Annotated in this window: 16 protein-coding genes and 1 pseudogene; 9 read left to right on the forward strand and 8 right to left on the reverse strand. The window is 37.3% G+C overall.

Annotated features, from left to right (window positions below; genetic code table 11):
• Positions 1–106 precede the first annotated feature (106 nt).
• Positions 107–1,261, forward strand: a complete 1,155-nt coding sequence (locus HC728_RS08395) for a PLP-dependent aminotransferase family protein (RefSeq protein WP_190395302.1) — start codon at positions 107–109, stop codon at positions 1,259–1,261.
• A gap of 36 nt (positions 1,262–1,297) precedes the next feature.
• A complete protein-coding gene (locus HC728_RS08400; protein ID WP_005423356.1) occupies positions 1,298–2,422 on the forward strand; it encodes a M14-type cytosolic carboxypeptidase in 1,125 nt (374 codons plus the stop codon).
• Between the two features lie 421 nt (positions 2,423–2,843).
• Here HC728_RS08400 and HC728_RS08405 read toward each other — a convergent pair whose 3' ends face one another.
• Both HC728_RS08405 and HC728_RS08410 read right to left on the reverse strand, forming a co-directional pair.
• Positions 2,844–3,503 (reverse strand): hypothetical protein, encoded by a 660-nt coding sequence (locus tag HC728_RS08405; RefSeq protein WP_065603626.1) that lies wholly within the window; start codon positions 3,501–3,503, stop codon positions 2,844–2,846.
• A gap of 71 nt (positions 3,504–3,574) precedes the next feature.
• Positions 3,575–3,880: a hypothetical protein gene (locus tag HC728_RS08410; protein ID WP_235630873.1), complete on the reverse strand. Its 306-nt coding sequence runs from the start codon at positions 3,878–3,880 to the stop codon at positions 3,575–3,577.
• A gap of 259 nt (positions 3,881–4,139) precedes the next feature.
• On the opposite strand from HC728_RS08410, the gene HC728_RS08415 reads away from it, so the two are divergent.
• Positions 4,140–4,481, forward strand: a complete 342-nt coding sequence (locus HC728_RS08415; RefSeq protein ID WP_065596935.1) for a helix-turn-helix transcriptional regulator — start codon at positions 4,140–4,142, stop codon at positions 4,479–4,481.
• Positions 4,482–4,571: 90 nt separating this feature from the next.
• Positions 4,572–5,612, forward strand: coding sequence for an ACR3 family arsenite efflux transporter (gene arsB, locus HC728_RS08420; RefSeq protein WP_065603623.1), 1,041 nt, complete (start codon positions 4,572–4,574; stop codon positions 5,610–5,612).
• Between the two features lie 73 nt (positions 5,613–5,685).
• Here arsB and HC728_RS08425 read toward each other — a convergent pair whose 3' ends face one another.
• A complete protein-coding gene (locus HC728_RS08425; RefSeq protein WP_065603622.1) occupies positions 5,686–7,560 on the reverse strand; it encodes a methyl-accepting chemotaxis protein in 1,875 nt (624 codons plus the stop codon).
• A gap of 81 nt (positions 7,561–7,641) precedes the next feature.
• Positions 7,642–7,803, reverse strand: a complete 162-nt coding sequence (locus HC728_RS08430; RefSeq protein WP_012535003.1) for a hypothetical protein — start codon at positions 7,801–7,803, stop codon at positions 7,642–7,644.
• A 292-nt stretch (positions 7,804–8,095) separates the two neighbouring features.
• On the opposite strand from HC728_RS08430, the gene HC728_RS08435 reads away from it, so the two are divergent.
• The 5 genes from HC728_RS08435 to HC728_RS08455 all read left to right on the forward strand — a co-directional run bounded on the left by HC728_RS08435 (position 8,096) and on the right by HC728_RS08455 (position 13,659).
• Positions 8,096–8,548: a winged helix-turn-helix domain-containing protein gene (locus HC728_RS08435; protein WP_235630874.1), complete on the forward strand. Its 453-nt coding sequence runs from the start codon at positions 8,096–8,098 to the stop codon at positions 8,546–8,548.
• Positions 8,549–8,550: 2 nt separating this feature from the next.
• Positions 8,551–9,009 carry a hypothetical protein gene (locus HC728_RS08440; protein ID WP_065603619.1) on the forward strand — a complete coding sequence of 153 codons (459 nt, stop codon included), beginning with the start codon at positions 8,551–8,553 and terminating at the stop codon, positions 9,007–9,009.
• A gap of 86 nt (positions 9,010–9,095) precedes the next feature.
• On the forward strand, positions 9,096–10,631 hold the full coding sequence (gene norR, locus HC728_RS08445) for a nitric oxide reductase transcriptional regulator NorR (protein WP_065603617.1): 1,536 nt from the start codon (positions 9,096–9,098) through the stop codon (positions 10,629–10,631).
• 240 nt (positions 10,632–10,871) lie between these two features.
• Entirely contained in the window at positions 10,872–12,533 is a 1,662-nt protein-coding gene (hcp, locus tag HC728_RS08450; RefSeq protein ID WP_065621451.1) for a hydroxylamine reductase, read from the forward strand.
• 94 nt (positions 12,534–12,627) lie between these two features.
• A complete protein-coding gene (locus HC728_RS08455; RefSeq protein WP_065603613.1) occupies positions 12,628–13,659 on the forward strand; it encodes a hybrid-cluster NAD(P)-dependent oxidoreductase in 1,032 nt (343 codons plus the stop codon).
• A 107-nt stretch (positions 13,660–13,766) separates the two neighbouring features.
• On the opposite strand, the gene HC728_RS08460 is transcribed toward HC728_RS08455, so the two are convergent.
• The 4 genes and pseudogenes from HC728_RS08460 to bcsA form a co-directional block, all read right to left on the reverse strand.
• On the reverse strand, positions 13,767–17,534 hold the full coding sequence (locus HC728_RS08460) for a cellulose synthase subunit BcsC-related outer membrane protein (RefSeq protein WP_190395303.1): 3,768 nt from the start codon (positions 17,532–17,534) through the stop codon (positions 13,767–13,769).
• Positions 17,525–18,703 (reverse strand): cellulose synthase complex periplasmic endoglucanase BcsZ, encoded by a 1,179-nt coding sequence (bcsZ, locus tag HC728_RS08465; protein ID WP_190395304.1) that lies wholly within the window; start codon positions 18,701–18,703, stop codon positions 17,525–17,527. The genes HC728_RS08460 and bcsZ overlap by 10 nt, the downstream gene beginning before the upstream one ends.
• On the reverse strand, positions 18,703–20,997 hold the full coding sequence (gene bcsB, locus HC728_RS08470; protein ID WP_017018862.1) for a cellulose biosynthesis cyclic di-GMP-binding regulatory protein BcsB: 2,295 nt from the start codon (positions 20,995–20,997) through the stop codon (positions 18,703–18,705). The genes bcsZ and bcsB overlap by 1 nt, the downstream gene beginning before the upstream one ends.
• Positions 20,987–23,614, reverse strand: a pseudogene (gene bcsA / locus HC728_RS08475) (UDP-forming cellulose synthase catalytic subunit). The gene bcsB and the pseudogene bcsA overlap by 11 nt, the downstream one beginning before the upstream one ends.
• Positions 23,615–23,617: the final 3 nt, after the last annotated feature.

A 23,617-nucleotide genomic window follows, 5' to 3' on the forward strand; every position in this document is an offset into this window, starting at 1 on the left:
AAAATAGCATAAATGGACATATTTATAAGCATAAACGGACAAACAAAGTTATACAACGCCTTGTACTATCGAATCAGTTAAAAAATATTATTTTATGGGAAAATATATGGAAATCGCTCATTCTCTGCAACAAATTCAATCCTCTTACATTAGAGAAATTCTGGCTGCGGCTTCAGACAAAAACGTCATTTCTCTTGCTGGTGGGTTACCTGATGAAGAGACCTTTCCCATTGAAATAATGAAACCAATTCTTGAAAGCTTATCTGATATGCCAGATGTCTTTCAATATGGTGCAACAGCAGGTTACGCCCCACTTTTAGAGTTTCTTACACAGAAGTTTGAATTGCCTGAAAACCACTTACCAATGATATGTACTGGCTCTCAACAAGGACTAGACTTGATTGCTCGAGCTTACATTAACCCGGGCGATACTGTGGTAATGGAAGCACCTAGCTACCTTGGTGCAATGCAAGTCTTTGGGTTAGTTCAAGCAAGTATTTCCACCGTATCTCAAACGGAGTTTGGACCTAATCTTGAAGAACTAGAGCAATGCTTTATTCAAGAGTCACCGAAAATGTTTTACGCGGTTCCTGATTTCCACAATCCAACAGGTGTATGTTGGTCATTAGAAACCCGTAAAAAAGTGGCTGAATTGTGTATTCAGCATAACGTCGCTTTTATTGAAGATGCTCCTTATCGCGAACTTCGTTTTACTGGCGAAGCGTTGCCAATGGTATCCAGTTTCTGCCCTCAAGATTCAATTGTATTACGCTCTTTCTCTAAAATAGCCTCTCCAGGTTTACGTATTGGTGTTGTCACCGGTAAAAAGAGTTATATCGAACCATTAATTAAAGTAAAGCAAGGTGCAGATTTACACTCAAGCGTACCTATGCAAGCCCTGTTACTTGGCTTACTCAAACATGAGAAATTTGAACAGCATATGCAAACCATCCAAACGCTTTATAAACAGCGTTATGATGTTTTATACAATGAACTTAAAACACAACTTCCGGCACAATGTGAAGTTAACGCCGTTGATGGTGGCATGTTTATTTGGGTATCATTACCAGATTGCGATACATTTGAACTTGCGAGCACATTGATCGCCAATGGGGTGGCTGTTGTTCCTAGTCCTGTGTTTTACCCAAAACCAGAAGGCAGCCCTGCAGCTTTACGACTAAACTTTACTAATGCTAAACCAAATGAATTAGTAGAAGCGGTAAATCGTTTAACAAACGTATTGAATAAGTCAGTCAATTAATCTTATTCAAATTCTGATCTAAAGAAGTGAAATAGTATGAAAATATTCAGCAATTTTGAAAGTGGCAATATTCATGTAGTAACGGCAGAATCGCCTAATGATATCCAGTTGACCATTCCTGCCGATAATCAAACTGAGATCTCCCAATGGTTTCACTTTCGCTTAGAGAGCCAGCCTCAGCAAGAACATAACTTCAAAATATTGAATTTAGCAACATCAGCCTATCCAGAAGGTTGGCAGGATTATGATGTTGTCGCGTCTTATGATCGTGAAGAATGGTTTCGTATTCCTACTGAGTTTGATGGTGACACGCTAAGCTTTAACGTAATTCCAGAATACCGTTCAATGTATTTTGCTTACTTTGCGCCTTACTCATACGATCGCCATCAAGATCTATTACACGGTGCACAAACCCATCATAGCTGCCAATTAGAAACTCTTGGGGTCACATTAGATAATAATGACATCAGTATTCTAACCATTGGTGAGCCTGCCGAAGGGAAAAAGAACATCTGGATCACTGGTCGCCAGCACCCAGGGGAAACCATGGCTGAATGGTTTATTGAAGGTTTGCTGCTTCGCTTGTTAGATGAAACCGATACAGTAGGCCGCGCTCTGCTTGATAAAGTCGTGTTCCATATTGTTCCTAACATGAACCCTGATGGCAGTATTCGTGGTCACTTACGTACCAATGCCATTGGCGTAAACTTAAACCGTGAATGGCAAACACCATCAATGGAAAGATCACCTGAAGTCTTTCTAGTACGTGAACGTATGTTAGAGACAGGTGTTGATATGTTCTTAGATATTCACGGTGATGAAGCGATTCCATATAACTTTGTGGCAGGTGGCGAAGGCATTCCATCATATGATGACCGCATTGCAGCTCTTGAGAACACATTTAAACAAGCATTGCTAACCATTACTCCTGAGTTCCAAGATGACATTGGTTATGACAAAGATGAACCGGGAACCGCTAATTTAACGGTGGGCTCAAACTGGGTTGGAGAGCAATTTAAATGTCTCTCTTACACGGTTGAAATGCCATTTAAAGATCATATTAGCCATGCTGATGAGCTATATGGTTGGTCCCCGGAAAGAAGCATCGCCTTTGGCCAAGACGTTTTAAGTGCGATTTGGGCAACCGTTGGAAAGCTGTAAAAATAAAAAAGCCGATCTTAGTAGATCGGCTTTTTGGTAAAGTTCCATTTTATGTTCACACTTCATAAATTAAATATATGCCTTTAATTAAAGTAATTTTCTAAAATTAGATTTTCATAATTTTCAATCCAATTCGAATCTATGATATTAAGGATATTAATATCAATTTTTGATACATGTTTCTTTTTATGTGTTAACGAATATAAGGATACATAAAGATAACTAGAATCACGTAGAAAAAAACCAGACTCATATGACAGCGTAATTATGGTCCTCTCTGTTTTATATTCAACAACTTGCATACGATTCCAAAAAATAAATGGTCGCGTATTGTTGCAGATGGACATAATTTATTAATAGCACCTCAAAAGAATAAACTTAATAAAATGCTATTATCATAATTAGTAATGTTTATAAGAAACTACTCATTCACCTTAGACTGAATTTCATTTCCTGCTTCTTTTAATAAATTAAATGGTGACATTATCACCCCTTTTACCGCACCTTGAGTCGCTTGTTGAGAAAGTTCTTCTGTTTTATCAATGATTTGATCTGCTTTTAGCATAATAGGTGGAACTTCTTTACGCAGCTTTTCTGACTCTTTCAATACCGCTGGAATCGTTGTTATGCGGTAGCCTTTACTTTCAACAAACGCTTTTGGGAATACCTGTTCACGATAATTTTTCAGTTCAATTAATGTATTTGGTATTGTTTCTTTATTTACTGTATTCATTACAGTAATAACTTCTGGTAATGATTCGGTTCTGATTGATTGTACTTCATTAAGAATCAATGGAATTTTGCTATCAACAGAAGCAACAGTTTGATTAACATTGTTAATGGTATTTTTAACTTCACTGACCAATTCGAGAGCTTGAGGCGTCAATTCTTCAAGATGCTGAGCCAAAAGTAACCATTGTTCTATCTCTAACTTATCTGCCGTTTTATTTACTTCTTTCATTAATTCTGGATATTGATCCACAACCGTATTTATTGAGTGTGTAAAAGAGTAAATTGTATAACCTAAATAAAAAATAGAACTCGCTAATACAAGTTGTATCACCATTCCCAATCGAGCCATAACGTATTAATCCATAAATAAAAGATAGAACTACTTTACGTTATTAATTACTAGAAATACATGAATAATCGTTAAGCTAACGCAAGTAGTATCCCACCAACGGTTAACGCTGCTGACACATATTGTCCTGCAGAATAAGAAGTATCATCTTCTTCCTCAATCGCATCAGGATGATTAATACCCAACGCTCCATGAGCAAACGATTCAACTTGATCGGAGACACCTTCAGTTTCTGACTGCTTAAATTTACTGTCTTTTTCTATTTCTTGTAGTGCACGTAATAGCGCTTTTCCTTCAACTGATAGAGAGACAGTATCACGCTGCACACTTAAAGCATTCATTGAAACAGCAGAAACAGGAACTGAATTTAACGGCATTCTAGGTTTAGGATACGTTGTTAACCCTACTCCTGTCTGAATTCCATTTATCATGATGTTGCTCCATAAGTTAATCACCTACTTCTTTATCGGTAGAACAACAAAAATCTGCTCTTTTTTTATCAAAAAACACATTGTTATTAGAGCTTTATCACGATTATTTTGTAAACATAATTGAGTTTCTTTTTATTTTGTCTTGATCTTCTTTAACAGTACCTCTATAGTTAATCGTAATTTCACGATTGATATATGAGTAAACATGACAGCTGAATGTAAAGCGACCAATAAATGTTCTTTTTCAACATCAGAGCAAGAACTACAGTTAGAAACACACTTTGCATCATTAGCAAAAGCACTCGCTCACCCTGCTCGAGTTCGAATTTTAAAAATTCTATCAAACTTAGAAAAAGCAGGAGGTTGTTTAAATAGCGATCTTGTTTCTGAACTTGGGCTTGCTCAATCAACCGTATCTGAGCATTTAAGAGTATTAAAACAGGCTGGATTCATCACAGCAGAATCCATCCCACCTAAAATGTGTTATCGAATAAACCGCGAATGTATTTCATCATTTGATCAGTTAACTCGCTCTATCTTGATGTAATACGAATAACGCCGTTTAGATAATGGCGTATTTTTTGATATTTATAATCGTGATTCGACGATGTACGATTCAATAAAATAAGGAACCACCATGCAACCTAAACTTAGCTTCTTAGATAGATATCTTACACTCTGGATTTTCCTAGCCATGGCCATTGGTGTATTGCTTGGAGTTCAGTTTCCACAAATTGCTGAATGGAATGAATCCATGTCAGTTGGTAGTACCAATATTCCTCTAGCTATTGGTTTAATACTTATGATGTATCCACCATTAGCTAAAGTGAATTACAACCTACTTGGTACCGTTGTAAAAGATAAACAAGCCGTTACTCTTTCTCTTATCATGAACTGGATTGTCGGTCCTATTCTAATGTTTGCTCTTGCCTTAATCTTTTTAGGCGATCATCCAGGTTATATGGTTGGGATCATTCTGATTGGTTTGGCTCGTTGTATTGCAATGGTATTAGTTTGGAACGATATTGGTGGTGGTAATAAAGAGTATGGTGCAGCCTTAGTTGCTATTAACTCAGCATTCCAAATTGTAACTTATAGCTTTATGGCATGGTTATTTATCAGTGTGTTACCTCCTGTATTCGGTTACGAAAGTATGGTTGTAGACATTTCTATGATGGACATCGCCCACAGTGTTTTAATTTATTTAGGTATTCCATTTATAGCTGGTTTTTTAAGTCGTAAAATCTTGGTTTCAGCAAAAGGGGAAGAATGGTACAACACTGTTTTCATCCCGAAAATTTCACCAATTACACTTATCGCATTACTTGGCACTATCGTTCTAATGTTTAGTTTAAAAGGTGAAATGATCCTTGAACTACCAATGGATGTAGTGCGTATTGCGATTCCATTGACTATTTACTTTGTTTTAATGTTTTTCTCTAGCTTCTTTATTGGTAAAAAGATGGGGATCCCTTATGACAAGAATGCTTCAATTGCTTTTACTGCAACAGGTAATAACTTTGAATTAGCCATTGCCGTTTCAATCGCTGTATTTGGTTTAAACTCAGACCAAGCATTTGCTGGTGTTATCGGTCCTCTTATCGAAGTACCAGTGCTTATTGCATTAGTAAACGTTGCATTAAGAATGAAAGATAAGAAAGCAGAAAAAGCGGCTTAAATATACTTTCCTTTAATCAAAAATAGCCTTTAGCTTTCACTAAAGGCTATTTTTTATCGCGTCATAAAGATAATCAATTCATCTTAAAGAAATCGAGTTCGGTTTTTTGCGCTACCGCTAATTTCGATAATTCATCCGCTGCTTGCTGAGTCTGATTAATCGCAGATACATTTTGAGTAACCAGATCAAACGTTCTTGTCGTATTTTTAGCGATATCTTCCGTCACACTGAATTGCTCTTGTGAAGCCGTTGCGACTAACGTGTTGATATCGGAAATCGATTGAACTGAGCTGACAATATCATTAAATGATGTTTTCACACTTTCAATAAGATGCACCGATTCTTGAATAGACGTGACATTCTCCATCATATTCTTATTCGCGTTTTCAGACTGAGCTTGAAGCTTACTAATAATCCCCTGAATATTACTCGTAGATTCCTTTGTTTTAGCTGCTAGATTACGAACCTCATCAGCTACCACGGCAAAACCTCTTCCCGCTTCACCGGCACGTGCAGCCTCAATTGCAGCATTTAATGCAAGCAAGTTCGTTTGCTCTGAAATACTGCTGATAACGTCCGTCACTTCGCCAATATTAATGGCATCATCACGTAATACAGAGATCATCTCTGCAGTTTGTTGTACAGATTCATTAATATCAACAGTCAATGCGATCGAATTATCAAGTGTATTATGTCCATTTGATACATTTGTTATTGCTTTTTGTGCTTCTTCTTCCGCCTGAGCAGCATTTGTTGTCACTTCTTTTGAAGTACTAGATAGCTCACTGATCGCAGTAGAAATTTCTTCAACTTGTGCCAGTTCATGTTGAGAATTCTTAGCGGTATCAGACATGACGACAGCCAATTCTTCCGAAGCTGCTGATACACTATTTGAAATTGAATGACTTGATGTCACTATTTCTGACAGCTTCGAGCTCAATGTAACAACTGAACGGTATATACCTGTATCATTATCTGACACCACTAATTGCTGAGATAAATCACCTTCCGAAATATTAGATAGAATTTCAGAGATGTTCTCTGGTTCACCACCAATCGGTTTATAGATTAAATAAATAACACCATAATAAACAATCGCTAATGAGATAATAAGAAGTAAAAAGAAGATGATAATAGAGTTCTCTAACATCGCCATACTCGGTGCATAAACATCATCCTCATATTCATACATGACAACCGTCCAATCATAACGAGATAAATTATCAGCACTTGCCAAAACATAATCATCATGATCGATGTCATAAAATCGAGTATTTCCAGAATCAAAATCAACGAGTTCTGGTTCAACATTTTTAATGTTCTTACTAACGTCGTCAGGATTTTTCGCTGCGATGATATAACCTAAGTTATTATAGGTAAAAATCTGTCCGCGTTCAGTAAGCGTGCCAATAAATGCATTTAAAACATTTTGCTCAATCCCTATAGCCACAACAGCTACGACCTTGTCATCATTTAAAATGGGAACAGCAAATGCGAACACATTTACACCATCTGTATTTTGGTACACATCGGTAATAATTTCTTTTTCACCAGCAAAACCTCGAATGAACCACTCTCTCTTTACTTCCTTTGCATTAAAATTAGGGATAAATTGGCCATTTTCAAAGGTAAGCCCTGATTCAAACGCAACAAAAGCACTATTGGTATCATTATTTTCTGCTAATTTTCTCAAATCCTTTGTAGTAGTGACTTCATCTAGTTGCCCATCAGGATAGTAAGAAATAGAAAATGTTCTTAAAGATGAAAAATAACCATCGAGCTTTTCTCCTAATGATACAGATATTAATTTAGATCGATCTTCTGTCGACTTAATTATCATGTCTTTATTTATTTGATTAAACTCGCTGAACCCATTCCAGGTTAAAGCACTCGCAATCGAAACTAACAACACGAATATAAATAATAGTATTTTATTCTTTAACAACATCCATCATCCCTTTTTATTTACTACTTTAGTGGTACCTGCTTACTTAACATCAACTAATTAACACTTATAAATACCAAGCAATCAATAGACTGAGTCAATACCTCTTTCACAAAATAATTCATTATTAACACCTACAAAAAACTCAATACCAAAAATAGAGTTAATAAAATACATCTCTTCCAAGGTTAATTCATTTGCAGTATTTATAAAATACATAGCTTCATTTGCATTAGATATAGTCATAAGCCTTACTTTCTTGTTTGTTATGTTTATTAGTTAATTCATATTTTTTACGCATTGAATTATATAAAAAACAGCCAAAACAAACTAATAATGAAGGATAATTTATATATAAAACCTTTAATAACAAATAGATAGAAGATTTATCAAGATGTATTCACAATATTAATTTATAATGACAATCTTATTAATTGTGATCAATGACTGATTTTTTATAAATTCTAAGTGTTATCTTTGCGATAAATCAAAAATAATTTGTAACGCTATGAATTTAAAGTTTAAAAATTCCTTATTAATGCTAGAAGATAGGCCGAAAATTCTCATAAATAATAAAAGTTATGTGATAACCATTCCCGAAAGTAAGATTTTAAAGTTACTTATAGAAAATAAAAATACGTCAATAACCAAGAATGACCTCATTGTTACCGCATGGGGACACCCTGACTTTATAGGTCCAAACTCATTAGCTGTTGCTATATCTAACATCAGAAAAATAATTGAACGTGATGGGTTAATATTAAAAAATATTCCTAAGGTTGGATATAAGCTAATAATAGATGAACCAATAAAATATCAAAACAGAACAATAAACATTAACAATAGAGAACGACCACTTGATAATGTTACACTCACTAAAAACAGTGCAATTATAAGGAAATTAACATCGTCACCGATTCAAATCCTTATATTCTCAACTTTGACTTACTTTGTCTTATATTTGATTCACTCATGGGTCCTAATTAATTAAAAATGAACAAACTAAGCTTAATTAAAATAAATATTTTTATTGCCGCTATAATACTACTTCTGATTTCTATTTCTTTTGTTAACGGCACAGGTTGCAATTACAAAATGAATCTGATTGATAGTAAGAATCCGAACTTTCAGATAAAAATGACCTGTTTTAAAGGGAACTACGTCGCTTTACAAACCTTAAAATATGGTGATAGCACTTCAAAATGGAAAATTACAGCACGGCAGTTTAACTTGTTTAATCAAGTCATTTTATACATTAACAAAAGAAGCCCGTTGGTTAAGCCTACATATAACAACAAATTAGACGACTACAACCAACTTGTTTTTGACCAGCGCTTACTGTTTTATGCCTACAAAATAGACAAAAAGAAGAACATTATTACCTTATATGAAAACTTCCCCGAGAGGCGGGCTATTACAACAGAATTCACAGGAAAAATTAGTCAATGGTAATAAAATAACTGCCATGACATTACGTACGAAAGAGCTTATATGGTAACATGATGTAAATTTCACATCACATAGGTTATATCAGTCTTATGAAACCTTCTATGGAAAAAGTATTACTTCAAATAGCTTTGGATCTTAGCTCTAACTTATCCAGCGATTTACATTATCAACGTCTGATTAACTCGATTCATCAGGTATTTCCATGTGATGCTAGTGCCCTTTTTATTCTAGATAATGATCACTGCCTTAAGCCAGTCGCTGTTAAGGGGCTTTCTCAAGCAGTATTAGGACGTTGTTTTCCACCACAAGTCCATCCTAGGTTAGAGGCGATTTTACAAAGCAAACATCCTGTTAGATTTGAATCAAATTCAGACCTACCTGATCCGTTCGATGGATTATTACTCGTAGATGAAAGTATAAACATAGAAGTTCACGACTGTTTAGGCTGCAGTTTATATGTAGAAGATACGCTCGTTGGTGTACTCACGTTAGATGCCTTAGAAGTGGGCGCTTTTAAAAAGATAGATGACATTACAATTGAAACCTTTGCCGCCCTCGCCGCTGCAACTTTACATAACAAAGCTCTGATCAAAACCCTTCAAGACAGTAATCAGCAACAAAAGTCCATCAACCAAACCTTAATTCAGCAGGCTAGAATTCAAAAAGGCGAATTAATTGGTATTAGTCCTCAAATTACTCGCCTTAAATCAAACATAAGTACTGTTGCCCATTCAGATTATGCCGTTTTGATCAGTGGAGAGACAGGCTCTGGTAAAGAGTTAGTCGCCCATTCTGTGCACGCACAATCACAACGAAATGAACTTCCAATGATTTATGTTAACTGTGCAGCACTACCCGAATCATTAGCTGAGAGTGAGCTATTTGGACATGTCAAAGGCGCATTTACTGGTGCAAATAACCATCGAGCGGGAAAATTTGAATTAGCCGATAAAGGAACGCTCTTTCTGGATGAAATAGGTGAACTGCCTCTGTTAATTCAAGCGAAATTATTACGGGTTATCCAACAAGGGGAAGTTCAACGTGTAGGTTCTGATAAAAACGTAATGGTGAATGTACGTATTATTGCAGCAACCAACCGTAACCTAGAAAAAGAAGTGGAAGAAGGTCGTTTTCGTGCTGATCTTTTTCATCGTCTCAACGTATTCCCTATTCATGTTCCACCACTTCGTGAACGTGAAGGCGATATTTCAGTGCTATCTGGCTACTTATTAGATAAAGTTCGAACTCAATTTAATGTACCCAACCTACATATCCATCCGAAAACACTGACTCATTTAGAATCTACTCCTTGGCTTGGTAATGTGCGAGAACTTGAACATACGCTGATGCGCGCAAGTTTAAGGGCCATTCAAGAAAATGCAAATAGCATCACTTTAACCCATTTTCTTGGGGATATAGAACACACTAACGATGTTAAAAACACATCAAACTTATTACCTAACCAAAGCCAGCCCATGAGAGAGTTAGTCGAAAGCTATCAAAAACAATTAATTGAACATGCTTTATCTGAATCGAATGGTATTTGGGCAAAAGCAGCTGAATTTTTACAAATGGATCGTGGCAATCTCTATCGAATGGGAAAAAAATTAGGTATTTCAAATTGATACAAACACTCATAACGATGTCATTAAAACAACAAGCGCAGTTGTCATAAATACATCGCTATATAAAAACAAAGATTAAAATCATTAAAAATCAACAACTTAAAAATGGCACGCACTGTGCAATAGATGATTCATCAATGTCGATTCAAATCTCGACTGGTTCAACAATCTATTGCACAAATAGAACGCATTGAACTGGCATGATTTGAACAATACGTATCAATGACTGGAGTTCCAACTATGTTCTGTATCCAATGTGAACAAACGATCCAAACACCAACAACAAAAGGCTGTTCTTTTGCACAAGGTATGTGCGGTAAAACCGCTGAAGTTTCTGACTTACAAGATATTCTAGTATATGCACTTCAAGGTGTCTCTTTTTGGGCTGAGCAAGGTCGTAAAGTAAATGTCATTTTTGATGAAATCGATCAGTGGGCACCAAAAGCTTTCTTTGCCACGCTAACCAATGTTAACTTCGACCCTGAGCGTGTTATTGAATTCGCACTACAAGCACAAGCTTACAAACAACAATTAGAAGAAACGGTACGTGCGGCAGCAACAGTTACTAACACTGAATTAGATGAATTATCTCCAGCTGCAAAATTCGAACTACCAACAGAAGCGGAGCAAATCATTGCTTTAGCTCCTCAAGCAGCCGTAAACCGTGGTCATGAAACACAACATGAAGACGTTATTGGCTTACGTTTACTTTGCTTATATGGTCTGAAAGGTGCTGCAGCTTACATGGAGCATGCTCGTGTACTTGGACAAACAGACAAAGACGTTTTCGCTGAATATCACCAAGTCATGGCATGGTTAGGCACTGATCCTACGGATCTCGGTGAATTACTAGATTGCTCAATGAAAATTGGCCTAATGAATTACCGTATCATGGAAATGCTAGATACTGGTGAAACCGATACGTTTGGTCACCCAGAACCATCACAAGTAAACGTTAAAACTATCGAAGGTAAATGTATTCTGGTTTCAGGTCACGATTTACATGACTTAGAAAAAATCCTTCAACAAACGGAAGGTAAAGGCATCAATGTTTACACTAATGGTGAAATGCTGCCTGCTCATTCTTACCCTGAACTAAAAAAATACCCTCATCTTGTAGGTAACTACGGCAGCGCATGGCAAAACCAGCAAAAAGAATTTGCTAACTTCCCTGGTGCTATAGTGATGACATCAAACTGTCTATTAAACCCAAATGTAGGTCAATATGCAGATCGTCTATTTACTCGTAGTATTGTTGGCTGGCCGGGTGTGGCTCATATTGAAGGGGATGATTTCACAACGGTTATTGATTGTGCACTAGCGCAAGAAGGTTTCAAGCACAACGAAATTGAACAAATGATCACGATTGGATTTGGTCGTAACGCACTAATGGCTGCAGCTCCTGCAGTTGTTGAGCAAGTAAAAGAAGGCAACATTAGCCACTTCTTCCTTGTTGGTGGTTGTGATGGCGATAAATCAGAACGCAGCTACTACACAGACTTTACTGCTCAAGCACCTGAAGACTCAGTGATTCTGACATTAGCTTGCGGTAAATACCGTTTCAACAAAAACCAATTTGGCGATATTAATGGTATCCCGCGTTTATTGGATGTTGGTCAATGTAATGATGCATATTCAGCTATTCAACTCGCACTTGCACTAGCTAAAGAGTTTGATTGTGACATTAACGAACTTCCATTAACGCTGGTACTTTCTTGGTTTGAACAAAAAGCGATTGTCATTCTACTGACTCTATTTGCTCTTGGTGTTAAAGGCATTTACACAGGTCCAACAGCACCAGCGTTCTTAACGGATAACCTACTTGCTATCATTCAAGAGAAGTTTGATATGCGCAGTATCAGTAATGTAGAAGACGACTTAAAAGCTATTTTAGCCGCGTAATCAAATCAAATAAATCCATCAAGTTATGCCTCAGTTATCTGGGGCATTTTTCGCTAGCGTGTATTCAACACAATCTGACCAATAGAGAATAAACATGACACAATTTATTTGGCCAACCACTCCAGTTCAACTTCGTTGTGATAAAAAATGGCAAGAAACAGATGATACGATTAGCCTACAATTAATCAGTGAACACAAAGAAACCTTTGATTTTAAACCGGGTCAGTTTGTTAGCATCGGTATTGAAATTGCGGGTAAAATGGAATACCGCGCTTACTCTATCAGCTCAGTTCCAAATCAAGATTTTCTGCAACTAACCATTAAACGCGTTGAAGGTGGTAAGGTATCAAACTACCTAATTGACCAATTGAATGAAGGCGATGAGGTTGCTGTTTTAGCACCAACAGGCCCTTTCAATTCTATTGATTGTAAACCAAGAAAAAAAGTGGCGTTACTAAGCGCTGGCTGTGGCATCACTCCTGTCATGTCGATGGCGAAATCGTGGATAGCTCAAAATAAAGATATAGATATTACTTTTATCCACATGGCAAAATCACCAGAACACACCATTTATTTTGATGAACTTCAGTATTTAAATAATCAGCATGCCAATTTCAACCTTAAATTATTACTGAAAAATCCCCAATTTACCGATTACCCACAAGGTCGATTAGATCAAGAGTGGTTAACAAAATTGTGCCCCGATTTAGTCGAAAGAAGCGTATTTTTATGTGGCCCAACAAACTTCATGAAAGACATGAAAAAATATGTTGAAGCAATAGGCTTAGACATGGCTCACTTCTTTCAAGAAAGCTTTACTCCTATTGAACCTGAAATCACGGATACAGTTGAAAACTCAGGCGTTGTCCAATTTGATGTACCCGCTTTTGGTGTATCCAAAGAAATAGATAAAGGCGCAACCCTTGCTGATGTATTAGAAGAAAGTGGCGTTCCGATCATCATAGCCTGTCGTAGTGGTATGTGTGGATCGTGTAAGTGTAAAGTAACCAAAGGCGACGTTTCTCGCACCAGCACAGAAACACTGAGTGAAGAAGATATTGCGCAAGGTTATACGTTAGCCTGTTCAAGCCAAGTTCAAAGTGATGTTGAAGTGAGTTTAGTTTAATCTCATTTTATTCATTCCAAAAAAACCGATGACTCTTTTTATACTAATCATAGTAAATAAGTGATCATCGGTCTTTTTATATCGTACTTATGCAACAAATTGATAAATCAATCAAAGTCACCATACAGAGTTAGTGGATTAACAGGCATGGATATTGGTTGCCAACGATCAGTAAACGTATATTTAGCATAGAAAAGTAAATGGTTTGGTTCATAGAAATCCGAGCGCTGAATATCGACGGCGGCACCTAAATACCAACGCTTACTTATTCTTTGCTCTACTGCTGCCTCTAAAGAAAAACCAAAACCACCGCCCTTGCTTGAATCAAGCGTTGCCCCCTCAACATATGGATCATCTTCTTTTGACCAAGAGTTTGAGATTGAGCCACTGACTAAATATGAAAGACCATTATTAATACGCTCATAATAATTGACAGGAATAGATACAGAGAAATAATCCTGAGGGCTATAATAACCGCCATAGCCGTAGGCATATTCACTCAAATTCTTATCATAATTTAGATACATCAAATTTAAGCCAAAACTTAACCGTTTATCGTTTTCGTTGATTATTTTCCAATATGTACCGCCCAATAAGCCTAAACGAGTATTATCCTCTACTGATTTGCCCGTCATTTTATGAAATTGAGCACTTGCCCAATAACCAACATCACCACCTAAATCGTAACTACCACCAAGCTTAATACCGGTTTTCATCACTCCGCCCCATTCATCACCTTGGTGATTTGACACGGTATCGGGCACCGTCATACCAGCATAAGAAAGAGTACTGCTTGTTTCTGAACGGCGAGATAATGTCGCTTTCCATCCAATGTCACCTAAATCGCCAGAAAGATTCAAACCACCAACGATATTTTGTTGGTCAAACCCCACAGGCGTTGTTCCAATATCGGCACTCCATGAATCAGCTAACCACCCAATACCGAAAGCGGTACCTGTATCTTTCTCATTCATTCTTGTTGTTGGGTCATAATAATCAATATCGCCAGAATTCAGGTGTACCACATCTGCTCTAAGTTGCAGATGTCCATCGTATTCAGGCATTGGAATGATTGCTTCCACTGGTATTTGAACGGACTTGTTTGCTCCTTCACGAGCGCTGTAATCAACACCAAAAGAAACATACCCTTGATCTCGTGCATAGATATAATCAAGATCTGATTTTACATTTCGAGTTAACCAATTATCATCTGCATCATGGTATAAATGTCGAAGCGGCATATTTTTGGGGTTGTCATTGCCTTTATTCTTAATCTGAGCTTCATCTTGAGCAACCGTCGGACCGCCTTGCGGATCTAAAGCATCTTCAATGAGGGCCAATTTAGCCATATCTTTAGCTAAACCCCAATCTTGCTGAGTCATGGCTACAGACATTCCATTCCGATAATCAATAGCATCACTATCTTGTTTATTACTTAACCCTTTAACCAAAAGTGAAGCTTCATGTTGATGCCCATGTTTTGATAAAATTCCTGCAAGTTCCACACTATTACGACTGGATAGCGCTTTTTCCTCACTGTATAAATGCAATGCTAAGGGAAGAACTGTCTCTTCTTTTCCTAATGCCTCTCGACTTTTAATTACACCTAATAATGCATCATGCTGATACTGAGAGTGTAATTGGCTTGCTAAAGAGTAATAATGCTCGGCCTCTTCATACTGTTCATTTTTATAAGCGTACTCTGCAAACAACAAATCTCGACGGATTGTTTGATCAATGGTTAGATTACCATGAATGCTTTCTGTCTTGATTGATTGCTGCCAATCTTCAAATTCAGAGTTTTGCTCAAACTGAAACAATAACTCACCGTAATGAAGTTGAGTTTCCATCTCCCATCTATCAGCAGGATGTATATTACCTAAACTTTCTACGGCTTTATCAGAAAAACCAAGTTGATACTGAATATCAATCAGAGACATGATTGCATCTGGGTTAGATGCATATTTAACTTTTAAACGTTCTATTTCTCGCTCGGCGGCGTCAGGGTCAGGGTCAGGGTCAGGGTCAGGGTCATCCTTTGCCAATACATACAAAGATCCAAATGTTTGACTCATCTCTAAGCGGTTTAAATTAGATATCATCGCATCACTGCGACTTTCTTTAGAAATAGCAGTAAGTTGGTTTATTGCTTCTGGGGTATTTCCATACCTTGCAAGATATAACGCATAGGCAAATTTCATTTCAGGAGTCGGAGTTTCCATCGACCAGATTTGCATTTGCTTATCAGCACGCTGTTCTTGACCAATGAAATGAAGTGAATCAGCAACATCACTACGTAACCACGGTGATGAAGGAGGATCTGAAAGCAATTTATCTACGATAGTATTCGCGGCTACCGTATCACCACGCTTCATGGCTTGGTTTAATTCAGCTATCAGCATGGATATTTCGACTTCATGAAAACGTTCTGCTAATACTTTCTGAGCTTTTTTAGGTAATTTACGCCCACTAACTAACGCTTGCTCTTCACCATAAAGTGCAATATTGACATTAAACCAGCCTCGTAATGCGGTTTCATCAAGGCTATTTTTACTCAGCGCTATTTTATAATAACGAAGGGCTTCTTCATTACTATGTTGAACCAAAGCTAACTCAGCTAGATAGTTATAAGCATAAGGATCATCTGGTTCAAACTTAACCGCTTGGTGATATTTTCGACTTGCACCATCAAAATCTCCTCTCTTCATTTTTTTCTCACCTATCTCAAGGTAAGACCAATAACTAGAAGAGCGAATCAATCCATTCCATTTATCTGTATTTCGAAGATCTTTATCGTATTTTTTTGCTTTTTGAAAATAAGATAACGCAGCCTCTTGCTGACCTAAACGCAAATAAGTCATACCTAATGCACCCAAAATTTCAGGATCATTCGGGCGTGCTTTTAATGCCGTAAACAGTTTTTGTTGTGCATTTCGGTAGTGACCACTTTCAAGCTCTTTTAAGCCATCTAATTTAGCCATATAACGTGGATCTTTTCTTAGTTCTTTTTCCTTATCTAATCGTTTCTTTGCGTCTATCCATGCTTTTTTATACTTAGTATTTGATGGGAAATAGCTGGCAAGAATGGCATATTGCAAAACAACATCGTCAGTGATGTATGTATCATCTAAACGAGATAACCATAATGTTCCAGCACTATTACTTACAGAGGGTTCTAAAGAAAGGCGCTGTAATAGCTTCATCGCTTCAGGGTTAGAAGGGTTTCCATGTGAGATATGTTCAGCATAAGCTAATTGGAAATCAGGTACGCCAGGGTGTTCTTTATTCAGTTTTTTTAAACCTAATAATACTCGTCGTTCACGCCCTTCAATTCCTGATTCAATTTTTAAATATTGAAGCTGAATTTCAGGTGTTGGCATACCATTAGGAAACAGTTTTTTTAATCCGGTTAATGCCTGTTTATTTCGTCCAGATCGGGCTTGTAGCATAATTTGCTGATATGCCGCCTTGTTATCACCATAAAGCGAAAGTACATCATTAAGTTGTCTAGTTACTTTTGATTTTGGATGCTTTTTCTGTAATTTTTTTAAAATTAACGTCGCTTGTTCAACTTGACCTGATTTAGCCAAGTATTGTGCCTGAAAACTGAGTCCCTCAGCGTTTTCAGGATCAATAGCAAATAACCGCTTCAACGTAGTTTGCGTAATATCAGGACGATGAAGTAACTGGGCATAAGTTAATTGTTTAATTAACCATGCTTTAGATTGAACCTCAGATACATCTTGTTGAAAATCAATTGGTTTATGATTATTGATATCTCGACTCAATGATACGGCAGAAACTGGTGATGCATACATAGCCCCCAGCACAGCAAAAGAAACAATTTGTTTAAGGCTGTATTTGCTTACTGACATACATTAACCCACTTAGGAGTAACGCTACCATCATCATTAAAAGAGTACAAATCTTGATACCAACCAAGACCGAATAAAGTCAGCACACTATTATAGTAATAATCACTTTCAATTTTCGGCAATTCTGTTTGGATCTTCTTCTCATATTCAACAACATGTGTATTTGAATCTAACGAAGATAATAAAGGCAAAATAGCCGCATTCATTCCGACGCCACCTTGATTTTTACCTTTGCCTGTTAACACATTTATTGTCTCAGGCATCCCTTTATTTCTTTCTATAGCGCGCAGTAATGGCTTCATTTTACCAAGTAACAATGCTTTATTAGGATCACTGTTTGGTAGCATTCCTGCCCACAAATACACTCTAATTGCATTATAGCTGCCAACACTTTGGGTCTTTGAATCTTTTTTAAATTGAGTTTTATCCCACTCAACCCAATCAGGACTATAGCCTTTTGGTATGGTTTCCTTTAGTAATCTTGCACTTGATTGATACAGTTCAGACCATTGGTAATTAGGGAAAACCGTATTCATTCGAGTTAGCAACTGCAATGGAACGTAGCTCGGATTTAAACGCACATGATTTTTACCTAATACAAATCCTACTTTACCCGGTAATAATACCGTTCCAAGACCTGACACTTTGATGGTCTCTTCACGTAAAATTCGGCTTGCCAATAAGTGCCCAAGAGATTGGTAATAATGGTTATCCCACAACCTTCCCGCTTCAAGCAAACTATAAGCTATCCATAAATCCGAATCAGCTGCTGAGTTTGAATCTAAAATACCTTGCAAACCATCAGGCTGCGTTCCCCATAACCAAGCAGGGAGTTGTGCTGTTAAGTCTCCCCCAGCTAAATGCAGTTCAGTCCAACCAAGTAATTCATCAAATGTCTTTTTATCATTCGCAATTAATGCAAAAAATAGAGCATAAGATTGGCCTTCTGATGTCGTAATTGAGCGAGGGTCACTGTTATCAACGACTCGACCATTCTCTATGTAATGTTGTTTAAAGCTATTCCATTGCCCCCACTCACACTGGTTTTCTTTTGTTAGTGCGGTTGATGAAACGATTGGGGTTGCGTAATTTTCATCTTGAGCAATAGCTGAAGAAGAGCAAGTTAACGTGCCAATTAATAGACTCAATACCGTTAATTGCATTTTCATTATTCATCTTCCTCTGTGTTTAAACGTTTTTTGGCGATACGGCGAAGCACTCTAAATAAAATAATTGTCACCATTACGACTAATAATGCGGCAAGCAAAGCCATCACCAACGGGTGTTTTGAAAAGTGATACCAAATCAGCTGAGAGATCGGTAATTCACCTACGTAGTAATGCTCTCCTACATTAAAACTTGCCACCTCATCATCTCGTAAGGTAATAACAGAACCAAACATAGCCGACACTTTACCGCTGTCATTTAAGGCTTCATTTACTAATGCGAAAGATTCCGGAGTTTGGGCTAATACACTCACAATGGTTCGCTGCGAAGTATAGGGTGATTCCATACTAGTGATAGCTGCAAAATTACCCGTTGTATTAATGCTGACTGAATCAGAAATTTGTTGGTTCTTTCCTGATGATGCCCCCCAAACTTTCTCTTTTTGAGATTCATTTTTACTTGGTAATTGAACAATGCGGTTCGATGCGACCAATTGAATATTTTCAATTTTTTCTTTGTTTATCGACGCTAATTCGGGAGTCATCCCTATCGTTAAAATGTCTTTATTTTCTAATTCACTTTCATTCCACTGATCAGTTAAAGCTACATTTAATACTGAATAACCAGTATGAGAACCAAATACCCCCATCATATTAACGAAAGTCTGAACCTCTTCTGTACTTGGTTGTTTAGGTAACACAACTACGGTTTCTGACAGATCGGCCATTCGTGTAAATGGATAGCCAGAATTGGCAAAAGCGCGCATATTCGGCATTTCAATATAATGAGAGAATCCTGAAAAATCGATGGTCGAATCAGAGTTGATGACTGCATAATTTTTACTTGGCTGCATAGTTTGACATTGATCTTTACCACCAACCGATGAAGCAAATCCAAACTCAAATTTCACTTCATTTTTACTACCAACTTGGAAAGCAGGAATACGAACCACTTGACCATTACCAAGCAAATCATCATCTAACAAAGGGAGTCTCAAGTGAGTATTGTCATTGGATTCACCCGAGGTATTTAAATTAAACGCTTTTACAAATTGATTATTAACGCTCAAGCTCATTCTAGAGCCTGAGTTATCCATCAATGGTGGTGTATAACGATAATTTAAATCAAATGGAATGCCGTTACTTTGCCAAGTGAATAAATCAGGTGGCAATCTAAAGTGAAGAGAAATTGGCGGTGGATTTTGCCCTTCAACTTGTAATGTCATGCCTTCAGTTAACAGTTCTGATAACGCAACAGGTCTGTCTGTATTTATCCAATTAGGTGCATCATAAAGAGTACGAGGAACTAATTGTTTTGCTGAATTAATTTTTGCCGACGGTCCTGTTAGCAAATCTTGCCCTAGTGCCAACCCTTTTACTGCGGTAATTAAGTCATCGCTGTCTCTACCCATTATCAACAACAATTTAACGTAAGGATCCGTAGGATGAGAAATCATTTGAATACGTGGTCCATCTGCATCTGGAAAATCACGTAAAAAATCAGGTTTGCTATCATTGGTAATGAAAACAATAGCATCATTTTTTGGTAATTGATCTTCTAAAACAGGGAAACTCGCTCCACGCCATTGAGCTAATGCACCAAAATAGGACGAGGCAATACCTGCGGCTTTAATTTCATTAAGATCAAGCTTCTCGCCAAACACCATTGGTAAATTGACATGCTTCATGTCTCTTGAATCAAAAAATGGCGCTGGCAATAAACTTAAATCGTTATTAATTTTTGTTTTTTGAGTCGCTAATGTAATCGTACTTTGAGAGCTGATTTCCGTCCAAATACTATTATCATTTGGATTACTACATGACATAGATGCATTACCAACCAATTCAAATTTTAGTTGGTTAAAATCGGTGAACAAACGCGGATCGAGCTCAAGATCAACATTCCCTTTCTGGCCTTGCATACCATCAGAAATAGCAACAACCCCAGCCAATTGATTATTAAAATATACCTTGATATGTGAAACCATAGAAAGTAAGGCTGGTGATGGCGTAAAATCAAAATGAAGAGAAGCTTTAGACACAACCTCATCTAAACGTGAACCAAAACCAATATAAGCAGTACTTTCACTCCCCTGCAATCGGATTGATTCTTCATAACCAAGATCACCAAAACTGAACGTTTCTTTCGTAATAATTGAAGATGCTTGTGATGTTTGTATTATTCCATTTTGTAATGGGGCATTGTCATTATGATCCGTAGCCATTGATGCATTTGCACCCGAACTCATAAGACCTATTGCTACTGCAAGAACGCTTATTTTTGTTTTAATCGACATAACTGATTGCACTCTGAAAATTGACTTTTTTTGGTTTAAATGTGAGTAAGAACTCACTTGTTATAGTTATTAGTTTTACGATAGTTCGCACCGTTTTAGGGCTATAAGCTATTGTGTTTTTGTATCCTTTTGCCCCAATTTTAAATACGCTGAGCATGCTGGATAACGGTTTGTCGCTTTGATAACTTTTCTGCCATTTGCTCCATACATCTGCACGAGCAAAAGTACATTGCACATAATCTATGTTCTGTTGTTTTGTTAATGGATCTAATTGCAGACCTAATGCTTTACCGTTGCTGTAAGTCACTTTTGTTGGGAACACAAAATGATGTTCGCCTCTCTGTAAAGCAATATTCAATGCATGGCCTGATGGCAAATCAAGTGATGTGGGCAATTCAACACGTAACCCACCTAATGAAAAATCTTTAATATCACAACGAACTTTATGACTAGAAGGCAAATGTATAGACATTGGAATATTGACCACCACGCGGTGATCTTTTCTTACTTGCTTTGATTCTTCAGCAACAGCCACAGCACCACCAAGTATCAATAAATTGTAGAAAACCCACAACAAATTCACTACGACGCTGCCCAACTCATCACTTGGTCCCCACCCTAATCGGTAAAGACCAAAGCCGATCCCTAAAATATTAAGAATAACGAGCAACCAATAAGGCTTAGAAATAGACCAGTCGTAATGCGTTTCCTCAATTAACCCACCTTTAGCAGTAACGTTAAACGTACCTTTATGCGGAGCAAACAACGCGACAGTCGTTGGTCTTGCGATATACCATGACAATACAGTTTCATACACTTCGCCCCAGAAGGAATAACGATATTCCCCCTGCATTCGAGAGTTCGTCATACTTGCGTGAACCATGTGGGGTAACACATATAAAATGATCGCTAATGCTGGTGCATAAATAATATATGTATGCATAAGCAAGAAAACTAATGGTGCAAGCAAAAAGATAATACGGGGAATTCCCGACAAAAAATGCAGCATGGCATTGGCATAACACAACCGTTGTTGCCACTTTAGGCCTTTACCTAATAATGGGTTGTCCACCCTAAAAATCTGAGCCATACCACGAGCCCAGCGGATCCGTTGTCCTATATGAGCAGATAAAGTTTCAGTTGCTAATCCAGCTGATAACGGTTTTCTCAAATACGCAGAACTGTAACCTAATCGGTGCATTCTTAATGAGGTATGTGCATCTTCTGTTACGGTTTCTACCGCAATACCACCAACCTCTTCTAAAGGCTCTCAACGTAATACGGCACATGAACCACAAAAGAAAGAGGCATCCCATAAATCATTACCATCTTGAATTAAGCCATAAAACAAGCTTCCTTCATTTGGTACAACACCAAAGTTAGATAAGTTTCTTTCAAATGGATCCGGAGAAAAGAAATGGTGCGGAGTTTGAATTAAACCCAGCTTTTTATCCTTTAAAAACCACCCCATTGTTAATTGGAAAAAAGCACGAGTGGGAATATGGTCACAATCAAAAATGGCAACAAACTCACCAGAAGTTTGCTTTAGTGCATAATTAATATTACCCGCTTTAGCATGCTCATTCGTTGGTCTACGGATATAGCCAACTCCCACTTCTTTTGCGAATTCTTTAAATGAATCTCTTTTTCCATCATCAAGAATAAAGATATTCAACTTTTCTTTTGGCCAATCAACACCTAAAGCCGAGTAAACCGTTGCTCGAACCACATCCAAATCTTCATTATACGTGGGGATCATCATATCAATCGTTGGCCACAGTGATTGATCTTCTGGTAATGACGCAGGTTGTCGATTTAAAGGCCAAATATTTTGAAAGTAACCGAGAATCAGAACAATCCATGCATAGGTCTCTGCCATTAAAAGTACACAGCCTAAAAATAGAGCTAACGGATCATCCCAATTTAATGAAGAGGTATATCGCCACCAGATATAACGACATGAAACTGTAACTGACAATGTGATCAGCAATATAGTTGGAAACTTACCCGGCATACGTCGGAACATCATACCAAGAGACCATAAAGCAAAAATAAAAAACGCTTGGGCCGTTAAACTAAACGGAATGGTGAAGCACAATAGAGCAAGCGTACAAACAACAAAGCCAATGATTATATTAATCACGCGTTCACTAAATATTGAATTGCGTTTCTCAGAGGTCTTCTTCCTTTTCAACTCACCGTGTTTAGAGTAATCCTCTAACCATGCCACAATAGAAGTAAGCCCTTTTAAAGGAAAGTAGAAAACACGATTAATTTGCGCCCAAATATAACTAAGCCATTGACCTAAAGACACATTTTTAGTCATTCTCTTTGGTTGAACAACACATACAATCCAAATCAATTGAATGAACATTCGCAACGGGTCAAAAAGCTTTAATTGCGAGAAATCAATCTGTGGAAATAAGTAATACGGTAACTTCCAGCTATTAACACCTGAAATAATGGGTTTTAGAAAACAAAAACAAATCACAAACCATAAAGACAATACCAACTGGCTAAGGTTAGTCGGTACTTTATTTTGAGTGTAAAAATTCAATTGCAAACGAAACTCTCGAACGAATTTCGGTTGAAACAAAAATGAAAGCCAGCCAAACATAGA

This window comes from Aliivibrio sp. S10_S31, assembly GCF_014694495.1.
Lineage (GTDB): Bacteria > Pseudomonadota > Gammaproteobacteria > Enterobacterales > Vibrionaceae > Aliivibrio > Aliivibrio fischeri.